Origin of the sequence: Sorangium sp. So ce1036 (genome assembly GCF_051369805.1) — a bacterium.
GTDB classification, from domain to species: domain Bacteria; phylum Myxococcota_A; class Polyangia; order Polyangiales; family Polyangiaceae; genus Sorangium; species Sorangium cellulosum_F.
Map to the genome: position 1 here is coordinate 8,109,037 of NZ_JBBMOX010000001.1, position 17,796 is coordinate 8,126,832.

Consider the following 17,796-nt stretch of genomic DNA (forward strand, 5'->3'; position numbering starts at 1 on the left):
TCCGCGAGCGCCGTCGCGGAATCAAAACCCGTCCCCTGAATATCAGATTTATAGCGCGGTAATCCTGTCCATGACATGCGCCGCCGGGCGCCGGCTGGAGGCCTCAGGGCGGGAGCCCCAGCGCGAGCGCGACCAGGGCATCGACGCCGCTCATGACCAGGACGAGCGCCGCGGACGACGCCGCGCCGAGCCCGAGCGCCCCGAGCGCGCGCCCGAATCGCCGCCCGCTCACGCCCGGTCGGCCGCGGTGGACGCCGCGCGTGATCCAGCACCACCCGAGCATGGACAGCGGCCCGAACGCGTACAGGGCGGCGCCCCACGTGGCGCCGTTCCAGCAGGCCGCGCGCTGCTCCGGCGTGAGCCGGCGGCGATCCCAGAGCTGCAATGCGAGCGGCAGCGCGACGCCGAGCGCCATCTGGAGCGCGAGGCGGAGCGCGCTCATGTCGCGCCCCGACGCCGTGTGCAGCCCGCGCGCGAGATCCTCCCCCGCGGCGCCGGACACGCGTGTGTCCGTCGCGCACGCCGCAGCGCGTTGCGGCAGAGCCCGGGTGAGCGATCGACCGCCGCCCCTCGCCGTCGCCGTCGTCCTGCGTCGAGGAGAGCGCCGCAAAAATCGCTTGCCGGCCTTCTCGTCCTCGACGGGGATTGATACGAACGAGGAATGACAACGACTGAGGCAGGGGACATCAGGAACGTTGCAATCATCGGGCACAAGGGGGCTGGGAAGACGTCGCTGGCCGAGGCGATGCTGTACGTCGCCAAGGCGACGGCCAGGCTCGGCAAGGTGGACGACAGGTCGAGTGTCCTCGACGACGCCGCCGAGGAAAAAGAGCACGGCTGCTCGTTCGAGGCGAGCGTCGCGCACCTCGCCTGGGGTGGGAAGAAGATCAACCTCGTCGACACGCCCGGAGAGGGGAGCTTCCTGGCCGAGACGCGGCTCGCGCTCGCGGCGGTGGACGCGGCGATCCTCGTCGTGAGCGGCAAGGACGGCGTGCAGCCGATCACCGAGCGCGTCTTCGGCTGGGTGAAGGAGGCGAAGCTCCCGTGCATGATCGTGGTGACCAAGATCGACGCCGAGAACGCGCGGCCGGACGAGGTGGTCGCCGAGGTCCGGGCCCGCCTCAAGGCGCCGCTCGCGGTGATGGAGGAGCGCGTCGACGAGGGGCTGGCGTACCGGGGGGTCGTCGCGGTCCGCACGAAGAAGGCCTGGCTCGACAAGCCCGAGGCGCCCAGCGCGGCCGCGGGCGCCCCGGTGCCGGCCGACGTCGCCGGCCGCGTCGAGGCGGCCCGGGGCAAGCTCGTCGACGACGTCGCGGGCAGCGACGACGTCCTCACCGAAAAGTACCTGACCGAGGGCGATCTCACCCAGGAGGAGCTCGACCAGGGGCTGCGCGCCGCGGTCCAGCGGGGCGCGCTCCTCCCGGTCTATTACGCCTCCGGGGTGCGCCCGAGCGGCGTCGCCGCGCTGCTCGACGGCATCGTCGAGCTCGTGCCTCCCCCGACCGAGCACCCGGCGTGGGGCGGCGTCGCCCCGTCCGGCAAGCCCGGGGCCGCGCCGCAGCCCGCGGAGCGGCCGGCGTCGGCGGACGCGCCGGCGGCGGCGTTCGTCTTCAAGACCTCGATCGATCCGCACGCCGGCCGCACGTCGTTCGCGCGCGTGCTCTCGGGCGCGCTGCGGCCCGACGCCACGCTGCTCAACGCGAGCACGGGCAACGCCGAGCGCCTCGGCAAGATCCACCACGTCGTCGGCAAGGACCACAAGCAGGTGGACGAGGCGCGCGCGGGGGACATCGTCGCGCTGCACAAGCTGAAGACCACGCTGAGCGGGCACACGCTCAGCGACGACAAGCACCCGTTCCTGCTCAGCGCGCCGGAGCTGCCGCCGGCGCTGTTCTCGCGCGGCGTGCGGTTCGACGCGAAGGGCGGCGAGGACAAGGTCGGCAACGCGCTCTACCGGCTCACGGAGGAGGACCCGGGGCTCAGCGTGCACCAGGACCCGGCGACGCGCGAGCTCGTGGTCTCGGGGCTCGGCGCCTTGCACCTCGAGATCACGGTCGAGCGCATCCGCCGGCGCATCGGGGTCGACTGCCGGCTCGGCCCGCCGCACATCGCGTACAAGGAGACGATCACGAGGAAGGCCACGAACGTCGAGGGGAAGCACAAGAAGCAGACGGGCGGGCACGGCCAGTTCGGCGTCTGCTACATCGACATGGAGCCGCTGCCGCGCGGCGGCGGCTTCGTCTTCGAGGACGCGGTCGTGGGCGGCGCCGTGCCGCGGCAGTTCATCCCCTCGGTCGAGAAGGGCATCGTCAAGGCGATGTCGAAGGGCTTCCTGGCCGGCTTCCCGATGGTCGACGTGAAGGTGCGGCTCTTCGACGGCAAGTACCACGACGTCGACTCCTCGGACGCGGCCTTCCAGATGGCGGGCAGCAAGGCGTTCAAGGCCGCCGCGGCGCAGTGCGCGCCGGTGCTGCTCGAGCCCATCGTGCGGCTCTCGGTGACGGTCCCGAGCGCGACGATGGGCGACGTGATCGGCGACATCAACAGCCGCCGCGGGAGGATCGTCGGCACGGACTCGGTCGACGATCAGACGATCGTGAACGCGTTCGTGCCGCTCGCGGAGGTGCTCGAGTACGAGTCGAAGCTGAAGAGCATGACCCAGGGGAAAGGCACGTTCACGATGCAGGTCGAGCACCTCGAGATCTGCCCGCCGGCGGTGCAGGAGAAGGTGATCAAGGAGAGCGGGTTCAAGGCCGAGGCGGACGAGGACTGACGCGGCGCCTCGCGCGGCGGGCGGGCGGCGGCGAGGGCTCGAGGGCCACCGCGCGCCGCGATGGGCCCTCGGCGAGGGCCGGGCGGCCCGGCCCGACCTGCCCCTCAGGGGTGGATGTGGACGAGGGTCCCCTCGCCCGTCGCCTCGCCCGCGCTGACCCCGTGCCACCCTTCGGGCACCGGCGGATCGGTCCAGAGGAACACCCGGCGCGCGTCGATGGGCGAGAGGTTGATGCAGCCGTGGCTGCGCGGCTTGCCGTAGTCGTCGTGCCACGGCGAGGCGTGGATCGCGTAGCCCGCCTCGAAATACTGCACCCACGGCACGTCGCGCAGCTCGAACTGGTTGCCGACCTCGTGCGAGTCCATCGTCGTCGTGACGTGCTTGTCGCGGATCCGGAACGTCCCGCGCACCGTCGAGAACGTCTTCTTCGGGTCGCCGAGCCCGTCGCGGCCCGTCGCGGCCGCGGTCGCGTATACGGGCTTCCTCCCCTCGTACAGGATGAGCGTCTGGTTGTAGATCGAGATGTCGATCCACTTCACGTCGCCCTTCGCGAACCACGGCAGCTCCGACGGCTTCACCGCGATGGCCACGTCGGCGTCGCGCACCCACGTCCCGTCCTTCGCCTCGACCAGGCGCGCGCCGCCCAGCCGCTTCGAGCGCCCCGTGAGCTGCACGGCCGTGTGCCAGGGCAGATCGCCGGCCTCGTCGAGCGCGAGGCGCGAGAGATCGTAGCGCTTCGCGCCCTGCCGGTGCACGAACGCGAGCGGCAGCTCCCAGCCCTTCGTCATGTCGACCCCGTGGAACGTGGAGCCGCGCGCCGGCTTGAGCTTCGAGGTCGGCACGAGCCGCGCGTCCGTCGTCATCGCGAAGCGCCGCTCCCCGTCGCCCATGAACGTGTCGATGAGCGCGAGCCCCGCCTTGCGCGCGATGCGGTTCGTGATGACCGCGTAGCCCGGCACCTTGAACGACGAGATGTTCGGGATCTGCCGCCCGCCCTTGAAGAACCAGGGGATCTCGTCGCTCCCGTTGCCGCCGTAGAGCTCGCTGTCGCTGAGCTCCGGCGGCTCCTCGGGCGGCTCGCCGATGGCGTTGCCCTGCTCGTCGAGCGGCACATCGTTCGACCCGACCTTGATCGCGTCCCACTTCTTCTTGAGCTTCCTGTAGCTGCGGAGGTGCCGCTCCAGGCTCATCTCGTACCGGAGCTGCTCCTTCTCGGACGGCATGCGGTAGTAGTTCGGCGCGATCGCCCGGACGAAGGCGTACGGGTACGGCATCGGCTTCGACAGGTCGGGCCGCCGCGTGAGCGCCCGGAGGATCGGGTGCTTCATGTCGGTCGTGGCGTCGCCTTCGGCGCAGACGAACCCGGCGGGCAGCACGCGGTAGTAGCCGCCCTGGCAGTCGTCGAAGGCGACGGGCTTCTCCCCGCGCGGGATCGTGCCTCCCGCGCGGAGGTACCCGAGCTTCGTCGAGCGGCGATCCGCCTTCTCGTAGATGGGCGCCACCATCTCCACCGCCCCGATGCGGGGCCCGTCGACGCGCGGGATGGTGGCGGGGTCGTCCGCGGGCGACCGGGGCTGGGCTGCCCCCGAGGAGAGGCTGATGATGCCCTCGGGCAGGGCGTTCTCGCCGTCCTGACAGGCCGGCAAGGAGAGGGCGGCGATCGCCAGGCCGACCGGGAGGGCCGCGCGCGGGAAGACCGCCGGGAGCGCAGAGCTTCGCTGTCGGGCGTGCATGCTCCGGGGATGCCGGACAGCCAGGCGCGTGGCCAAGTTTTGGCCAGCCCTCGCCCGATGCTCCGCGCCGGCCCGATGCTCCGCGGCGGGAGGTGCACGATGTTGCTGGAAAGGGTTGCGCAGAGGCCCGACCCCGGCTAGGTTCGGGGCCCTCGCGAACCCCGCGAGCGTGCGCCACTAGCTCAGCTGGATAGAGCGTCGGCCTCCGGAGCCGAAGGCCAGTGGTTCGAATCCACTGTGGCGCGCAGGGTTTCTCCAGTTCACGAGTTCCCGCTCACCTCACCCGCCCGGGCTCCGCCTGGGCGGTGTGGTCATGCCCGTCGTCGAGCGCGCGACGCGCTCCGCACCTTCGTTGATCGGCAAGGCGATCACGCGGTGGAGCGCGCCGTCGCCGAGCGGCTCGAGAACGGCGAGGTGCAGCGCCACGCCCAGCGCGCGCGGCGAATCGGCCAGGGCGCGGCACGATGCGCGCGTGGACGCCCCGACGCCCCTGCCGCCCGAGCGCCTGTGTCCTGAAGCGACACAGGCCCTTTCGCCACGGGCGGTGAAGGGCTCTCGCGCGGTCACGACAGAACGCAGCGTGTGTGTCCGCCATGTCGCGGAGGCCTTGATCCTGCGCTGTTCGCCCGGATCGACCGTCGCGAACAGGCCCGCGGCGCGCCGGACCGCCGCGCGCTGCGCCCACGCCGGATGAACAATGGACCATCGGGAACCGCCAAGACGAACTGCGCAGCTGGCTTGACCGCACCCGTGCCCGCTCTCACGCTAAACTGTAAGGGGGCTCACAATGGATGGGGCACGGCTCTATGATCTCGCGATGCGGCTGCCGCTCGCCGCCCTGATGCTCTATAACGCCCTGTTCGTCAGCAGGGATATCTACGTTCACCTGTTCGAGTGGCGCGGGCCCACGGGGCTCACGTACGGGACGACGGTGGCTGCGCTCCTGGCCACGGAGGCCTATCTGTTTCTCGTCGCGACGCTGACGCTGGTGCGCCTCCGCCCGCTACGCAAGCTGGGGGGCGTCGTGCCGCGGATCACCGCGCTCGCCGCCGGTCTCCTGCCGGGGAGCCTGGCGTGGTTGCCCAGGGTCGAGCCGACGCCCGCCCGCCAGATGGCGGGCACGTTGATCATGGCCGCGGGCCTGACGCTCTCCCTGGTCTGCCTCGGATGGCTGGGCAAATCGTTCAGCGTCATGCCCGAGGCGCGCCGCCTCGTCACGGGCGGGCCTTACCAGCTCGTGCGCCATCCGCTCTACCTCGCCGGGACGATCCAGGCCGCCGCGCTGGTCGTGCTCTATCCGTCGCTCGCGGCGCTGCTCCTGTTCACGGTGGAGCTCATCCTGCAGATCATGCGCATGAGGTACGAGGAGCGCGTGCTGCGCGACACCTTCCCCGAATACGACGAGTACGCGCGCCGGACCCCCGCGCGGCTCGTCCCTGGCGTTTATTGACGGGGCGCTCGCCTCACCCGGACGGGTTGGCCACGCGGCCGACGAACAGGATCGCGCCCGTCGCGTGATCGCGAATGAAGAAGAGGAACGGACGGTCGAATCGGATGGTCGCGGGCTCGGGCGCCGCGGTCTCGCCGATGACGACGGCCGTCGCCGCCGCGGCCTCGGTGCCCGCCTCGTCCACGGAGACGAGCGCCTCGTGGATCACGTCGGTGATGGACAGCCCTCCCTGCCCGCTGATCCCCGAGAAGTCCGCGTCTCCGCTGAAGGCGATGGGCATGCCGAGCTCGCTGAGCGGCGGCACGAGGTCGAGGGTCGACTCGATCTCGAACCGCGGCAGCGTGATGGCGACGCTCCGCTCCCCCAGCGCGTCGAGGATCCCGTCGAGGCGCGCCCTGTCGAGGCCCGCCTCGAGCTCGCCGAGCGCCGACGGGAGCACGAGCAACATCGACAGCTCGCCGCCCTCGTAGGGCATCTCCAGCGCCTGGTAACCGTCGCCCTCGCCATAACGCAGCTGCGCGACGCCGGCCATCATCGGAACGGAGACGGTGGAGCCGTCCGCCAGCGTGAAATCGCCCGGGGTCGTCTGCTCCTCCTTGAACGGGAACTGCCATGCTGCATTGAAATAGATGGCGTTCGTCAGCACCAGCCGGGTGGACGGGCCTATCGCTCCCTCGGGCAGGATGTCCCGGATCCGATCCTCGGTGCGCCTCGCCACCCAGTCGTTGATGATCCCCCGCGCCGCCTCGGGCGCCTCCACGAAGTCGACGACGCGCAGGCCGGCCCCGTAGCTCTGGGCGAGCACGTCGAGGAACGAGGGCTGGAAGGAATAACCGACCTGCCCCCAGATCGCGTTGGCGACGTGGAGCCGGAACCCGCCGCCGTCCCGCCCCTCGGCGCCCTCGCCGCGGCTCGCGAGCGCGAGGTCGAGCGCGTTGAACGCGGGGTGCAGCCGCTCCCCGGGCAGCGTGAACCGCAGCGCGCCGGCCATCTGCGCCGCGGTCTCCCCGCGCGCGCCCGCGTAGGTCATCGCCAGCGCGCTCGACACGCTGTGGGGCGAACAGAAGAGATTGCCCGGCTCGGCGCCGAGCCGCCGGTAGAGCTCCAGCGCGAACGTCGTGTTTCCGTCGGCGAGCTCCTTGCGGTCCGCGTCCGGCACGGACGGCTCGAGGACCCGCGGTTTTTCGGAGGCGACGACGCAGCCCGCGGTGTCGGGATCGCGGCACTCGGGCGGCGAGGGCTGCGGCTCCGGATCGGTGCTGTCCGAGACGCAGCCGGCCAGCACGAGGGACAGCGGCAACAGGAATGCGGAGATCGGATGAATGCCCATGGCGCCGTGCAGAGCAGGCGCTGTGCCGGGGCGCCGGGGCGGGGCCGACCCGGGGCGGGGCCGACCCCGGGAGCCGCTGTCCCACCGCGCCGGACGCGCGGCCCGCAGCGGCCGGGGCCGGCCGCGAGGGCAGGCGCCGGCGCGGTCGGGCGCTGCGCGGGATGGAGGGCGGGCGCGCGTGATAGGATGGATGGCATCGTGCGGAGAGGGCGAGAGACCGAGGTGCGGCTCCCGTGATCGTGCTCGTGATGGGCGTGAGCGGCGCCGGGAAGACGACGGTGGGCGCGCGCCTCGCGCGCGAGCTCGGATGGGCGTTCGTCGACGCCGACGACCTCCACCCCGCCGCGAACATCGAGAAGATGCGCGCGGGCAAGCCGCTCGATGAGCAGGACCGGGCGCCGTGGATCGCCGCGCTCTCGGCCCGCGTCGCCCAGCTCCTCGACCAGGGGAGCGACGCCGTGATCGCCTGCTCGGCGCTCAAGGCGGCGCACCGCGCGCGGCTGCTCGTCGACCCCGCGCGGATGCGCGTGGTGCACCTGACCGGCGATCCCGCGCTGATCGCGGCGCGCCTGTCCGCGCGGAGGGACCACTTCATGCCCCCCGGCCTCCTCCCGACGCAGCTCGCCGCGCTGGAGCCGCCCGAGGACGCGGTGCGCGTGGACATCGGCCGGACCCCGGGCGAGATCACCGCCGCCATCCGCCGCGCGATCGGCCTCTGAGTCGGGCTCCACGGCGCCGGTCCCGACCGCGCCGGACCCGATGACGCCGGCGCGACCGCACTCCGCGCGGCGCGCGCAGTACGTGCGGCGGCGCACCGGGCGCGGGTCGCCGGCGTCAGCGCGACGCGGGCAGGCGGCTCAGGAACAGCGCGCCCTCCGCGCTGGAGAGCGGGTCGCCCCCCAGCGCGAGCGTCCCCTGGAAGGACCCGGCCAGGATCGGACTCCCCCACGGGTCCATCTTCAACCCGGCGACGCGGACGTCCTCGCCGATGCGCTGGGTCCACCGCTCCTCGCCGCTGAGGCTGAGCTCGGCCGTCCAGGCGCTGCACGACGTCGACTCGTCCGTGGCCGCGCACAGCGCGTCGCCCGCCAGCACCACGCGCTCGTCGCCCGCCGTGATCCGGCGGGGGCTCTGCTCGCCGAACCCCTTCACCCAGCGCACGTCGCCCTCCGGGCTGAGCCTGGCCACGAACGTCCGCGGCCCGCCCCGCAGCGCCGGATCGCCGAAGACGCCGCTGCCGGAGAGCAGCGCCGAGCCGTCCGGCGCCACGGCGAGATCGTACGCCTCCTCGAGCTGCTCCGGCGAGCCGCGGAACCGCTTGTGCCAGAGGAGCTCTCCCGACGGGTCCAGCTTGGTCACGGACGTCGCGGTGCCCCGCGCGTCCTGGCTCGCCAGGAGCACGTTGCCGCGCTCGTCGGCCTCGACGCCGATCTCCTCGCTGTCGGAGCCGCTCGGCGGCATGCTCGCCCAGCGCAGGCGGCCGGCCGCGTCGAGCCGCGCGACGAAGGCGCCGATCGCCCGCCGCTCGATCCGCGCGCCGTCGATCGTGGCCGCGCCCTCGAGCCGGCCGAGCAGGAGCACGCCGCCGCTGCCGTCGGCGGCCAGCGCGGTGCCGCTCAGGATGCTGCCCTCCTCGGCGGAGAGCTGCACCGCCCAGCGCGTGCTGCCGTCCGGGCCCAGCTTCACGAGGAACAGATCCCCCCCCGCGCGCGACGCCGTGAGCCGGCGCACCCCGAGATCGAGGGTGCCCGCGAAATCGCCGAGCACGAGCGTGTGACCGCCGGCGGCGGCGACGTCGAGCGCGCCCTGCGCCGCCCCGTCGCCGAACCGCCGGCTCCAGAGCGGGACGCCGCACGCGTCGACCTTCGCCACGAACGCGTCCGCGTCCCCCGCGCTCTCCAGCCGGGCGGCGCCGAACGCCAGCTCGCCCTCGAAGGCGCCGGCGAGGAGCGCGTTCCCGGCGCGGTCGACCGTGAAGCCGCGCAGGGTCGCGCCGCTGCCCGGGAACATCCGGCTGAACGGCGCGTGCTGACACGCCGGCTGGGCTCGCTCCCCATCGCCGGCCGGGATCGCGGCATCTTGACACACGCCGTCGAGCCCCGCTGATCCCGTCCTGCACATCCTCGGCGACACGCCGTGCTCCGTGTTCGCCCGTGACGTCTCGGCGCGCTCGCGCTCCGGCACGCTTTCCATCACGCCCTCCGCAGGTCCTGAACAACAGCCAGCGCCCCAGCAGAGGACCCCACAGAGCGCGCTCGACGCTCGCCAGACAGACTGCATACAGCTTTCTCCTCGCCCGCTCCGAGGCGGGCAGACTGGAAACGCTGCACGATGCGGACCAGCGCGATGCCCAGGTCCTTTCAAGGTTCCACGAGGCACAGAAGGGGCTGGAATGTCGCGTCCGTCGCGGGTTCATCGGGGAGTGGCACCCTCGACGCGACGAGGCCGCGCCGTGCCCTCGTCACGCCCCGTACAGGACGGTGGTGCAGCACGCTGGCTCACCTCCGGGGCTTGCGTTCCGGTGCGCCCCTTTCGCGGCTCGCCGGAACGCAAGCGCCTCCAGTAAGCACCCAAACCACGGCACCACCGCAGGACACGCGAGCACACGCAGTCGCGGTGGAAGACCCTGCCCTGGCGCGAAAGGCAAGGCCTCTCACCGGAGCGCGCGGCGCGAGCGCCTGAGGCGTGGCGCGCGCGGCCGGAGCGCCTGTGAATGCGTGACGCGCGGCCAGAGCGCCTGAGGGCGTGATGCGCGCGGCCGGAGCGCCTGAATGCGTGACGCGCACGGAGCAAGAACAAGACGGAGCGCGCACCGTGGCGCACACGTGCCGCTTCCGGTAGGATGCCATCACACGGCTCCGGCGAACGTCGCGCCGGAGATTCCCGCTTCCGTGGGCGACGGCCCCTCCCATGATCCCTTCCCCCACCATGATCGCGAAGGAGCTCGATGCGGGCGAGGGGGCCAGTGGCGTCTTCGAGGCCAGGTCCCCGGCGCCGCCGGCGGATGGCCTCGACCGGGACGACGGCCTCGCCTTCTCGCGGTGTGCGGAGGCAGCCGAGCGCGCGTACCTCGGCGGTCAGATCGAGCGCGCGGCGTCGATGCTCGAAGCGCTCGGGGCGGCGGCGCGCTCGGATCTCGAGCGCGTCCGGGCGCACGAGCTCAGGATCGCGATCCTCACCGCGCAAGGCCGGCTCGACGAGGCGCTCCGGGCCGGGAGGTCGGCGCTCGCGATGCTCGGCGAGAGCCTCCCCGACGACGGGCCGGCGCGGAAGGCGGCCGTGGACGCCGAGCTCGCGGCCGCGCGCGCGGCGCTGGGCAGGCGTCGGATCAAGGATCTGCTCGACGAGCCCGAGACATCGGACGACCGGACGCGCGCGGCGCTCCGGCTCCTGATGTCCCTGTTCATGCCCGCCGCGATGGTGAGCCCGCCGCTCTGCGCCTTCATCGCGGCGAGGCAGGTCAACCTCGCGCTGGAGCGCGGGCACGGCGGCGCCTCGCCGTTCGGCTACATGGCCTATGCCTGGGTCGTGGCGCGCATGTTCCGGCGGTACGAGGAGGCCTACGAGCTCGGCGCGCTCGCGCTCGACCTGAGCGAGCGCTCCGACCAGCGCGAGCTGTCGTGCCGGCTTCGGCTCCTGCTCGGCGCGCACATCAGCGTCTTCACGAAGCACCTGCTCTCGAGCCTCGATCTCTTCACGCGGGCCCACGAGGACGGGCTCAGGACGGGCGATCTGACCTACCTGTCCCACACGTGCGTCCACGCCTCCCTCGTCCGCTTCGGCCTCGGGGACGAGTGCGAGGCGGTGCGGGACGAGGTCGACGGGTTCCTCACGGTGGTACAGCGCGCGCGGGACGAGCTCGCCGCCGCGGCGCTGACCAGCGTGCGCCGGGCGCTCGATGTCCTGACGGGCGCCTCGCCGGCCCGGCGCGCGCCGGGCAGCGGCGCCTCCGACGAGGCGGCCTACGAGGAGACGATCTCGGGGCCGGGCTACGGCGCCGTCGCGTTCATCCACCACGCGCTGCGGCAGCAGCTCTGCTTTCTGTTCGAGGACCCCGAGGGCGCGCTGCGGATGGGATCCCTCGCCGAGGCCAGGATGCAGGGCGGGGCCGGCGACCACCTCGCGACGGAGGTCGTCTTCTACACCTGCCTCGCGCAGCTCTCGCCCGCGAGGCCGCGCGACCGGCAGCTGACCGCCATCTCGCTGCAGAGCTACCGGGACCGGCTCGCGGAGTGGGCCGAGCAGTGCCCCGACAACTACCGTCACAAGCACCTCCTGGTCCGCGCGGAGTCCGCGCGCGCCGCCGGCGAGGAGCTCGCGGCGATGAAGCTCTACGATCAGGCGATCGAGGCGGCGAGGGTGAACGGGTTCGTCCGTGACGAGGCGCTCGCCAGCGAGCTCTGCGCGAAGTTCCACCTGGCGAGCGGGCGGGAGCGGATCGCCCACGTCTACATGAGCGACGCCTACGACGGCTACCTGCGGTGGGGCGCCACGGCCAAGCTGAGGCAGCTGTCACGAAGGTACCCGCACCTCGTCGCGCAGGCCGCGCTCGCCGGGCACTCCAGCCGGCCACCGTCGGTGTTCCCGGCCAGCGTGCCGCCCCCGGCCAGCGTGCCGCCCCCGGCCACCATGGCGTCTCCGGCCACCGTGGCGCCTCCGGCCACCATCGCGCCTCCGGCCACCGTGGCGCCTCCGGCCACCATCGCGCCCCCGGCCACCGTGGCGCCCCCGTCCACCATGGCGCCCCCGGCCACCATCGCGCCCCCGGCCACCGTGGCGTCTCCAGCCTTGGCGTATCCGGCCACCGTGGCGCTTCCAGTCCACGTGACGCCTCCAGCCCGCGTGGCATCTCCGGCCAGCGTGGCGCCGCCGCCGGCCAGCATGGAGGAGCTCTCCCAGGCGCGGCGTGAGCCGCGGCCAGAGCCCACCGCGACGCTCCTCCCGATCCCCGGCCGCATCCTGGTGTTGCCCCTCGCCGGGGAGATGACCCCGGCGCGCGTGGCGCGGGCGCTCGAGAGGATCGTGACGGGCGCTGCGGCGCGCCGCGCCAGGGTCGTCGTCATCGACGTCAGCGGCGCGAGGCGCGTCGAGGCCGGCCTGGCCATCGCGTTGACGCAAGCGGCCGCAGCGCTGCGCCCGCTCGGGGCGCAGGTGGTCGCCACCGGCATCTGCCCCGAGACCGCGCAGGCGCTCGCCGAGCTCGGCGTCGATCTGTCCGGTCTCGTCACGCGCCGGACGCTCCAGAGCGGGCTCGCCTGCGCGCTGGAGCTCGCGCGAGGCGCGCGGCGCCGCAGAAGACGCGTGGCAGCGCGGACGCAGCCCGGTGCGCAGTCCCTCCGTGCCGGGATGAGCCGGCACCGGCGCGCACAGGATCCGAGGTGAACCGGTCGGCCCTCACCGGAGGCTGGGAAGTCGAAGGCGCAAAGCGCCCTGCCCACTCCCCACCTTCCGGTGATTGCCTATCGAGCTGATGCGGGGCGCCTCCCCGGACTACCCCGCACCGCGGGCCCATCCAGGGAGGAACGCATCAGGCGAGCTGATCTCAGGCGCCATCCCCGCCGCCCTCGCCGGTGCTGCCGCCCTCGCCGGTGCTACCGCCCTCACCGGTGCTGCCGCCCTCACCGGTGCTGCCGCCCTCACCCGTGCTGCCGCCCTCGCCGGTGCTGCCGCCCTCGCCGGTGCTGCCGCCCTCGCCGGTGCTGCCGCCCTCACCGGTGCTGCCGCCCTCGCCGGTGCTGCCGCCCTCACCCGTGCTGCCGCCCTCACCCGTGCTGCCGCCCTCGCCGCCACCCGTGGTGGCCGACGTGGAGGTCGTATCGCCCTCCTCATCGTCGCCGCATCCGGCGCCGATCATCACGGTCGCACCAAGGAGAAGCGCGCTGGCAAGGATGCTCATGGAAGCTTTCATGGTCTCATTCTCTCCGTCGGGTTGTTTCCCAAAGAATGGCTCGGTACGCCCTGTGCCGACAGCCGCCCCGCATGCGACCTGTTTGCGAAGAAAATTGCGCGAGATCCGCGTCCGCGGACCTCACGAACGCTCCGCATGCAATGATTCGGTGTCAGCACCACGGCAATTCCGTTATTGTGGACAATAGGCCACCATACTGGACAAGGCAAGCGTTTTGTCTCGCTGCATCATCGTTGCGGATGGCCCACGAGCCGCGAACACTCGCTGCGTCAAGCCCATCCTCTGGCTGTGCCCGCCAGGAACGGGGGCAATTGGACTTGAGTCGTATCCGCCGCAACAAACAACTTTCCAGGAAAGACGGCCTCCGACGAAAACGTGCTGAAGGCGTAAACAATCCTGCTCTCCCGTTGCCACGAGGAGAAGAATGTGCCCTCCCCCGGGCGACGGGAGGGCTGAGAGGCGCTCAGGCCGCTATCGGCTCGTCCGAGCCCCGCTCCTGTCGCCGGAGAGCTCGCCGGCGCGGGCGCTGGCCGCGAGGCTCGCCACCGCCGCGACGAGGGCGGCGGGCTCGATCGGCTTGGCGGCGTGCATGTGGAAGCCGGCGTCGAGCGCGCGTCTCTGATCCTCCTTGCGGGCATAGGCCGTCAGCGCCAGCGCGGGCAGGTCGCCGCCGGCGTGCGCCGGGCGCTGGCGGATGCGGCGGATGAGCTCGTATCCGTCCTCGCCCGGCATCGCGATGTCGCTCACGAGCACGTGCGGGCGCGCCGCGCCGAACGCCGCGAGCGCCTCGCGCACCGACGCCACGGCGGTCACCTCGGCGTGGTGCTGACACAGCACCTCCTGGAGCAGCTCCCTGGCGTCCGCGTCGTCCTCGACGAGCAGGACGCGGAGCCCCCCGAGATCGCACGCGGCCCCGGCGCAGGCCACGCGCGCGCGCGCCCCCGCCTCCCGGAGCGGCCCCGCGGAGCGGCCGCGCTCGGCGCCGAGGAGCGGGAGCCGGACCACGAACGTCGACCCCTGCTGTAGCCCCGGGCTCTCGGCGGCGACCGAGCCGCCGTGGGCCTCGACGATGGTGCGCACGAGCGACAGCCCGATGCCAAGGCCCCCGTGCGCCCTGCGGCTCGAGCTGTCCGCCTGGCGGAAGCACTCGAAGACGAACGGCAGGAAGTCGGGCGCGATCCCCTCCCCCGTGTCACGCACCGCGAGCTCGGCGTGGGCGCCGGCCCGCCGGAGCGAGACGTCGACGCGGCCTCCCGGGCGCGTGAACTTGAGCGCGTTGGAGAGGAGGTTCGAGGCGACCTGGAGGATCCGATCCGCGTCGCCGTTCACCTCGAGGGAGGGGTCGAGCGAGGCGTCGAGCGCGAGCTGCCTGGCCTCGGCGGCGGGGCGGATCGCGTCGAGGGCGGTCTCCACGACGGGCGCGAGCGCCATCGGGGCCGCGCTGATGCGCAGCTTGCCCGCGGTGATCCGGGAGACGTCGAGCAGGTCCTCGATGAGCTTCGTCTGCGCGACCACGTTGCGCTCGATCACCTCGAGCCCGTGGGCCACCCGCCGCTCGTCGAGCGGCTCGCTGCGCAGGAGGTGCGTCCAGCCGAGGATCGCGCTGAGCGGGCTGCGCAGCTCGTGCGAGAGCGTCGCGAGGAGCTCGTCCTTCACGCGGGTCGCCTCGCGCGCCTCGGCGTACATGCAGTTCTGGATGGCGATGGAGGCGAGCTGCGCGAGCTGCACGAGGACGGTCTCGTCGTCGTCCGAGAACTCGCCGTCGTGACGGTCCGAGAGCTGGATGGTCCCCATGTTCCGGCCGTCCGGCGCCGTGAGGGGCACGGCGAGGTACCCCCGCGGCGGCGTCTGCCCGCCGTCGTCCAGCCACTCCGGGTGCTGGGAGAGCTCTCGCTGCGTCATCCGGAGGGGCCTGTTCCGGCCGTAGACGAACGCGCCCAGCCTGCCCGCGATGGGCGTCGGCGACTCCTGCTGGAACGTCGCGTACCGCTCCGAGATCGACACCGCCGTCCGCGCCGGCTCGCCGGGCCTCTCCACCTTCACGAGCGTCATGGCCTGATGGGCGCCGGCGACGTCGCGCGCCGCCTCCGTGATCGCCGCGACCATGTCGTCGAGCGACCGGGCCGAGTTGATGGTGACCGCGGCGCGGTTGAGCCGCTGGAGCTGCTCCGCGTGCGCGCGCAGCGACTCGGCCTGGAGCTTGATCTTCTGCGTCTTCTTGAAGAGGTCGACGAAGACAGACACCTTGGTGCGGAGGACCTCGGGCGCGAACGGCGTCATGATGTAGTCCACTGCCCCGAGCGAATAGCTGCGCTCGACGTAGACGCGCTCGGTGTGCGCCGTCAGGAAGATGATCGGCGTGTGCCGCGTGCTCTTCCGCTTGCGGATGAGGCTCGCCGTCTCGAACCCGTCGATCTCCGGCATGTTGATGTCCAGGAGGATGACCGCGAACTCCTCCTGAAGGAGGCAGCGGAGCGCCTCCCTCCCGGACCCAGCCTTGATGATGTTCTCGCCGAGCGGCTCGAGAACAGCCCCCAGGGAGAGGAGCTGCTCGGACCTGTCGTCCACGACCAGGATGTTGACCCTGCCTACTTCTGCCCTCATCCCGTGTCTCCTTGCCCCACCCCCTCCGGCGTCACCGACACCGCCGATCTCGCAACATCAACACCATCAGGAACGCTGTTCTGTTCACCGCTTTCAGGCGGCCCTGCCCGGACAGGGGGCTCGCTCGAGGAGGCCCAGGGGGCCCAACGCCTTCCTTGCGCGCAGAGGAGCGCACCCCGCGGCCGCGGTGGACGAGCGCTCCGCCGCCCTCCCGGGCAGCGCCGGCGCGCCGCGCTCATGCCGCTCGCGTTCGTCTCCGGAATGCTGGGCTCCCCTGGCAAGGCCGCACGACTGTTCCATTCCAGCCCTCCCTGAACTGCACCGACGAGGTGGTATCGTAGTCGATGCGCCAACTTACCCGCGACCCAGGGCTGGCCTGCAGTACCAATAAGTAGTTTCCTGACGGCGCTCCATGATCCCCGGACTCGGACCCTACACTGGAGCGCGCTCGCCTGAAAAGAGGATTCCGGCGCGCCGAGGCCCGTGCCCGCGCGGAGGCGCCGTGCGGTACGTTGCACTTCGAGACATACATCGTGAATGGAAGCGCCGGATACGGCATGTCTCGCCGCGACACCGAAGGACCTGACTGCATCGCTCGATTACGACAGTGAGGACGCAGCGGCGCGTCTCGATCCTCCCTGTGTCATCCGTGTTTCCGCAGCTCAACGTTCCTCCGGCGGGGAGGACCGTTGAGCCGACGCCCCCGGGACGAGCTCGGGGGACAGCGTACTAGCGGCGCTCCTGCAAAGACCGCGAGTGCCGCAGGATCACCTCGAAGACCTCGGCCACACCGTCCGGGTCGAGCCCGAGCTCGGCGGCGGCGCGGCGGCGCGACTCCATCAGCCGCGCTTCCCGCACCGGATCCCGGACCGCCGCGCCGATCGTGGCCTTGGCGCGCGCGGCGCGCTGGACGAGCTCGGTGCGCCGCGCGAGCAGGCCGACGAGCTCCAGGTCCACCTCGTCGATGAGCTCCCGCGTCTCGCGGAGCTCGGGGGAGAGCGCGCCGAGGTCGGGGATCGCGAGCGCGGCGAGATCCTCGGGCGCGGCGTCCTTCGCCGCGACGTCGAGGCTGCGATCGACCGCGGTGAGCGCGTCGATGAGCCGGCGCCGCGCCTCGCCCGCGAACGGGTTCTCGCGGTGCAGCGCCGCGAACAGGTGCCCCGCGTCCGCGCGCACCGTCTCGATCGTGCGGGCGATCCCCTGGAACGACGGCGGCGCGTACGGCGCGCCCGCGGGCACGCCCGCGTCCATCATGCCCTTCGCCATGAAGAACGCGAGCGCGTGCGTGAAGGCCATCACCCGATCGTGCTCCTCCGGGCCCTGCTCGAGCACCTGGCACCCGATCCGCTCGAACAGCGCGACGACGCGGCGCACCGCGTCCGGGTGCGCGGGGTTCGGGCAGACGACGGCGCGCAGCGGGCGCTCGCCGCGGGCGAGGCTCGCCGGACCGAAGAGCGGGTGCGTCGCCACCCACGGCCGCGCATCGCCGAGCACCTCGGCCATGGCGCGCGCCGGCACCGTCTTCACGCTGCCCACGTCGGCCACCACCTGCCCCGGCGCGAGGTGCGGGCGCAGCGACACGATCGCCTCGCGCACCGCCGGGACCGGGACCGCGACGAGGACGAGGTCCGCGCCGTCCACGAGCTCCGGCAGCGAGGCGGCGCGCGTGGCCTCCGGGATGTCGGCGCCCGGGTCGAGCGCGCGCACCGCGATCCCCTCATCCCGAAGGAGCGATCCAAGCGCCGCGCCGAAGCGGCCATACCCGAGGAATGCGACCTTGCCAATGCGCGCGGGCGGAGCGGAACCGCCCCCGGAATGTGGGAGGGAATGCGGCATGCGGCGGATACTACGACAGTCGGTGTACGCCGATGTCACGTTTTCTCGACGCCGCGAGGCCCCGCGCCCGGGACCGCGCCGCGCGCCTACGGCGCCACGACAGGTCTCCGGCTTCTCCATGCCTGCCGGCGGTGGGGCCCGTCGGGCACGGTCTCTCCGGCG

Annotated in this window: 11 protein-coding genes and 1 tRNA gene; 5 read left to right on the forward strand and 7 right to left on the reverse strand. The window is 72.5% G+C overall.

Annotation, left to right across the window (positions count from 1 at the left end; genetic code table 11):
- Positions 1-103: 103 nt before the first annotated feature.
- Positions 104-502 carry a transcriptional regulator gene (locus tag WMF31_RS30470; protein ID WP_436605312.1) on the reverse strand — a complete coding sequence of 133 codons (399 nt, stop codon included), beginning with the start codon at positions 500-502 and terminating at the stop codon, positions 104-106.
- A gap of 159 nt (positions 503-661) precedes the next feature.
- Between WMF31_RS30470 and fusA the strand changes: the two genes are divergently transcribed.
- Positions 662-2,773, forward strand: a complete 2,112-nt coding sequence (gene fusA / locus WMF31_RS30475) for an elongation factor G (protein ID WP_436605313.1) — start codon at positions 662-664, stop codon at positions 2,771-2,773.
- Between the two features lie 104 nt (positions 2,774-2,877).
- On the opposite strand, the gene WMF31_RS30480 is transcribed toward fusA, so the two are convergent.
- On the reverse strand, positions 2,878-4,506 hold the full coding sequence (locus tag WMF31_RS30480) for a L,D-transpeptidase (protein ID WP_436605314.1): 1,629 nt from the start codon (positions 4,504-4,506) through the stop codon (positions 2,878-2,880).
- Positions 4,507-4,677: 171 nt separating this feature from the next.
- Between WMF31_RS30480 and WMF31_RS30485 the strand changes: the two genes are divergently transcribed.
- Positions 4,678-4,751, forward strand: a tRNA-Arg gene (locus WMF31_RS30485).
- Positions 4,752-5,293: 542 nt separating this feature from the next.
- On the forward strand, positions 5,294-5,956 hold the full coding sequence (locus WMF31_RS30490) for a methyltransferase family protein (RefSeq protein ID WP_436605315.1): 663 nt from the start codon (positions 5,294-5,296) through the stop codon (positions 5,954-5,956).
- Positions 5,957-5,969: 13 nt separating this feature from the next.
- Here the strand turns inward: WMF31_RS30490 and WMF31_RS30495 are convergent, their stop codons facing one another.
- Positions 5,970-7,286 (reverse strand): serpin family protein, encoded by a 1,317-nt coding sequence (locus WMF31_RS30495; protein ID WP_436605316.1) that lies wholly within the window; start codon positions 7,284-7,286, stop codon positions 5,970-5,972.
- Positions 7,287-7,519: 233 nt separating this feature from the next.
- On the opposite strand from WMF31_RS30495, the gene WMF31_RS30500 reads away from it, so the two are divergent.
- Entirely contained in the window at positions 7,520-8,005 is a 486-nt protein-coding gene (locus WMF31_RS30500) for a gluconokinase (RefSeq protein ID WP_436605317.1), read from the forward strand.
- 115 nt (positions 8,006-8,120) lie between these two features.
- Here WMF31_RS30500 and WMF31_RS30505 read toward each other — a convergent pair whose 3' ends face one another.
- Positions 8,121-9,479 carry a hypothetical protein gene (locus WMF31_RS30505; RefSeq protein WP_436605318.1) on the reverse strand — a complete coding sequence of 453 codons (1,359 nt, stop codon included), beginning with the start codon at positions 9,477-9,479 and terminating at the stop codon, positions 8,121-8,123.
- Positions 9,480-10,196: 717 nt separating this feature from the next.
- Here WMF31_RS30505 and WMF31_RS30510 point away from each other — a divergent pair.
- Positions 10,197-12,668, forward strand: a complete 2,472-nt coding sequence (locus WMF31_RS30510; RefSeq protein ID WP_436605319.1) for an STAS domain-containing protein — start codon at positions 10,197-10,199, stop codon at positions 12,666-12,668.
- 160 nt (positions 12,669-12,828) lie between these two features.
- Here the strand turns inward: WMF31_RS30510 and WMF31_RS30515 are convergent, their stop codons facing one another.
- From WMF31_RS30515 to WMF31_RS30525, 3 genes are all read right to left on the reverse strand, one after another.
- The gene (locus WMF31_RS30515; protein ID WP_436605320.1) at positions 12,829-13,194 is read right to left on the reverse strand and encodes a hypothetical protein; all 366 of its coding nucleotides are present in this window, start codon (positions 13,192-13,194) and stop codon (positions 12,829-12,831) included.
- A 471-nt stretch (positions 13,195-13,665) separates the two neighbouring features.
- Positions 13,666-15,798 carry a response regulator gene (locus WMF31_RS30520; RefSeq protein ID WP_436605321.1) on the reverse strand — a complete coding sequence of 711 codons (2,133 nt, stop codon included), beginning with the start codon at positions 15,796-15,798 and terminating at the stop codon, positions 13,666-13,668.
- Between the two features lie 729 nt (positions 15,799-16,527).
- Positions 16,528-17,634 (reverse strand): prephenate dehydrogenase/arogenate dehydrogenase family protein, encoded by a 1,107-nt coding sequence (locus WMF31_RS30525; RefSeq protein WP_436605322.1) that lies wholly within the window; start codon positions 17,632-17,634, stop codon positions 16,528-16,530.
- Between the last annotated feature and the right edge of the window lie 162 nt (positions 17,635-17,796).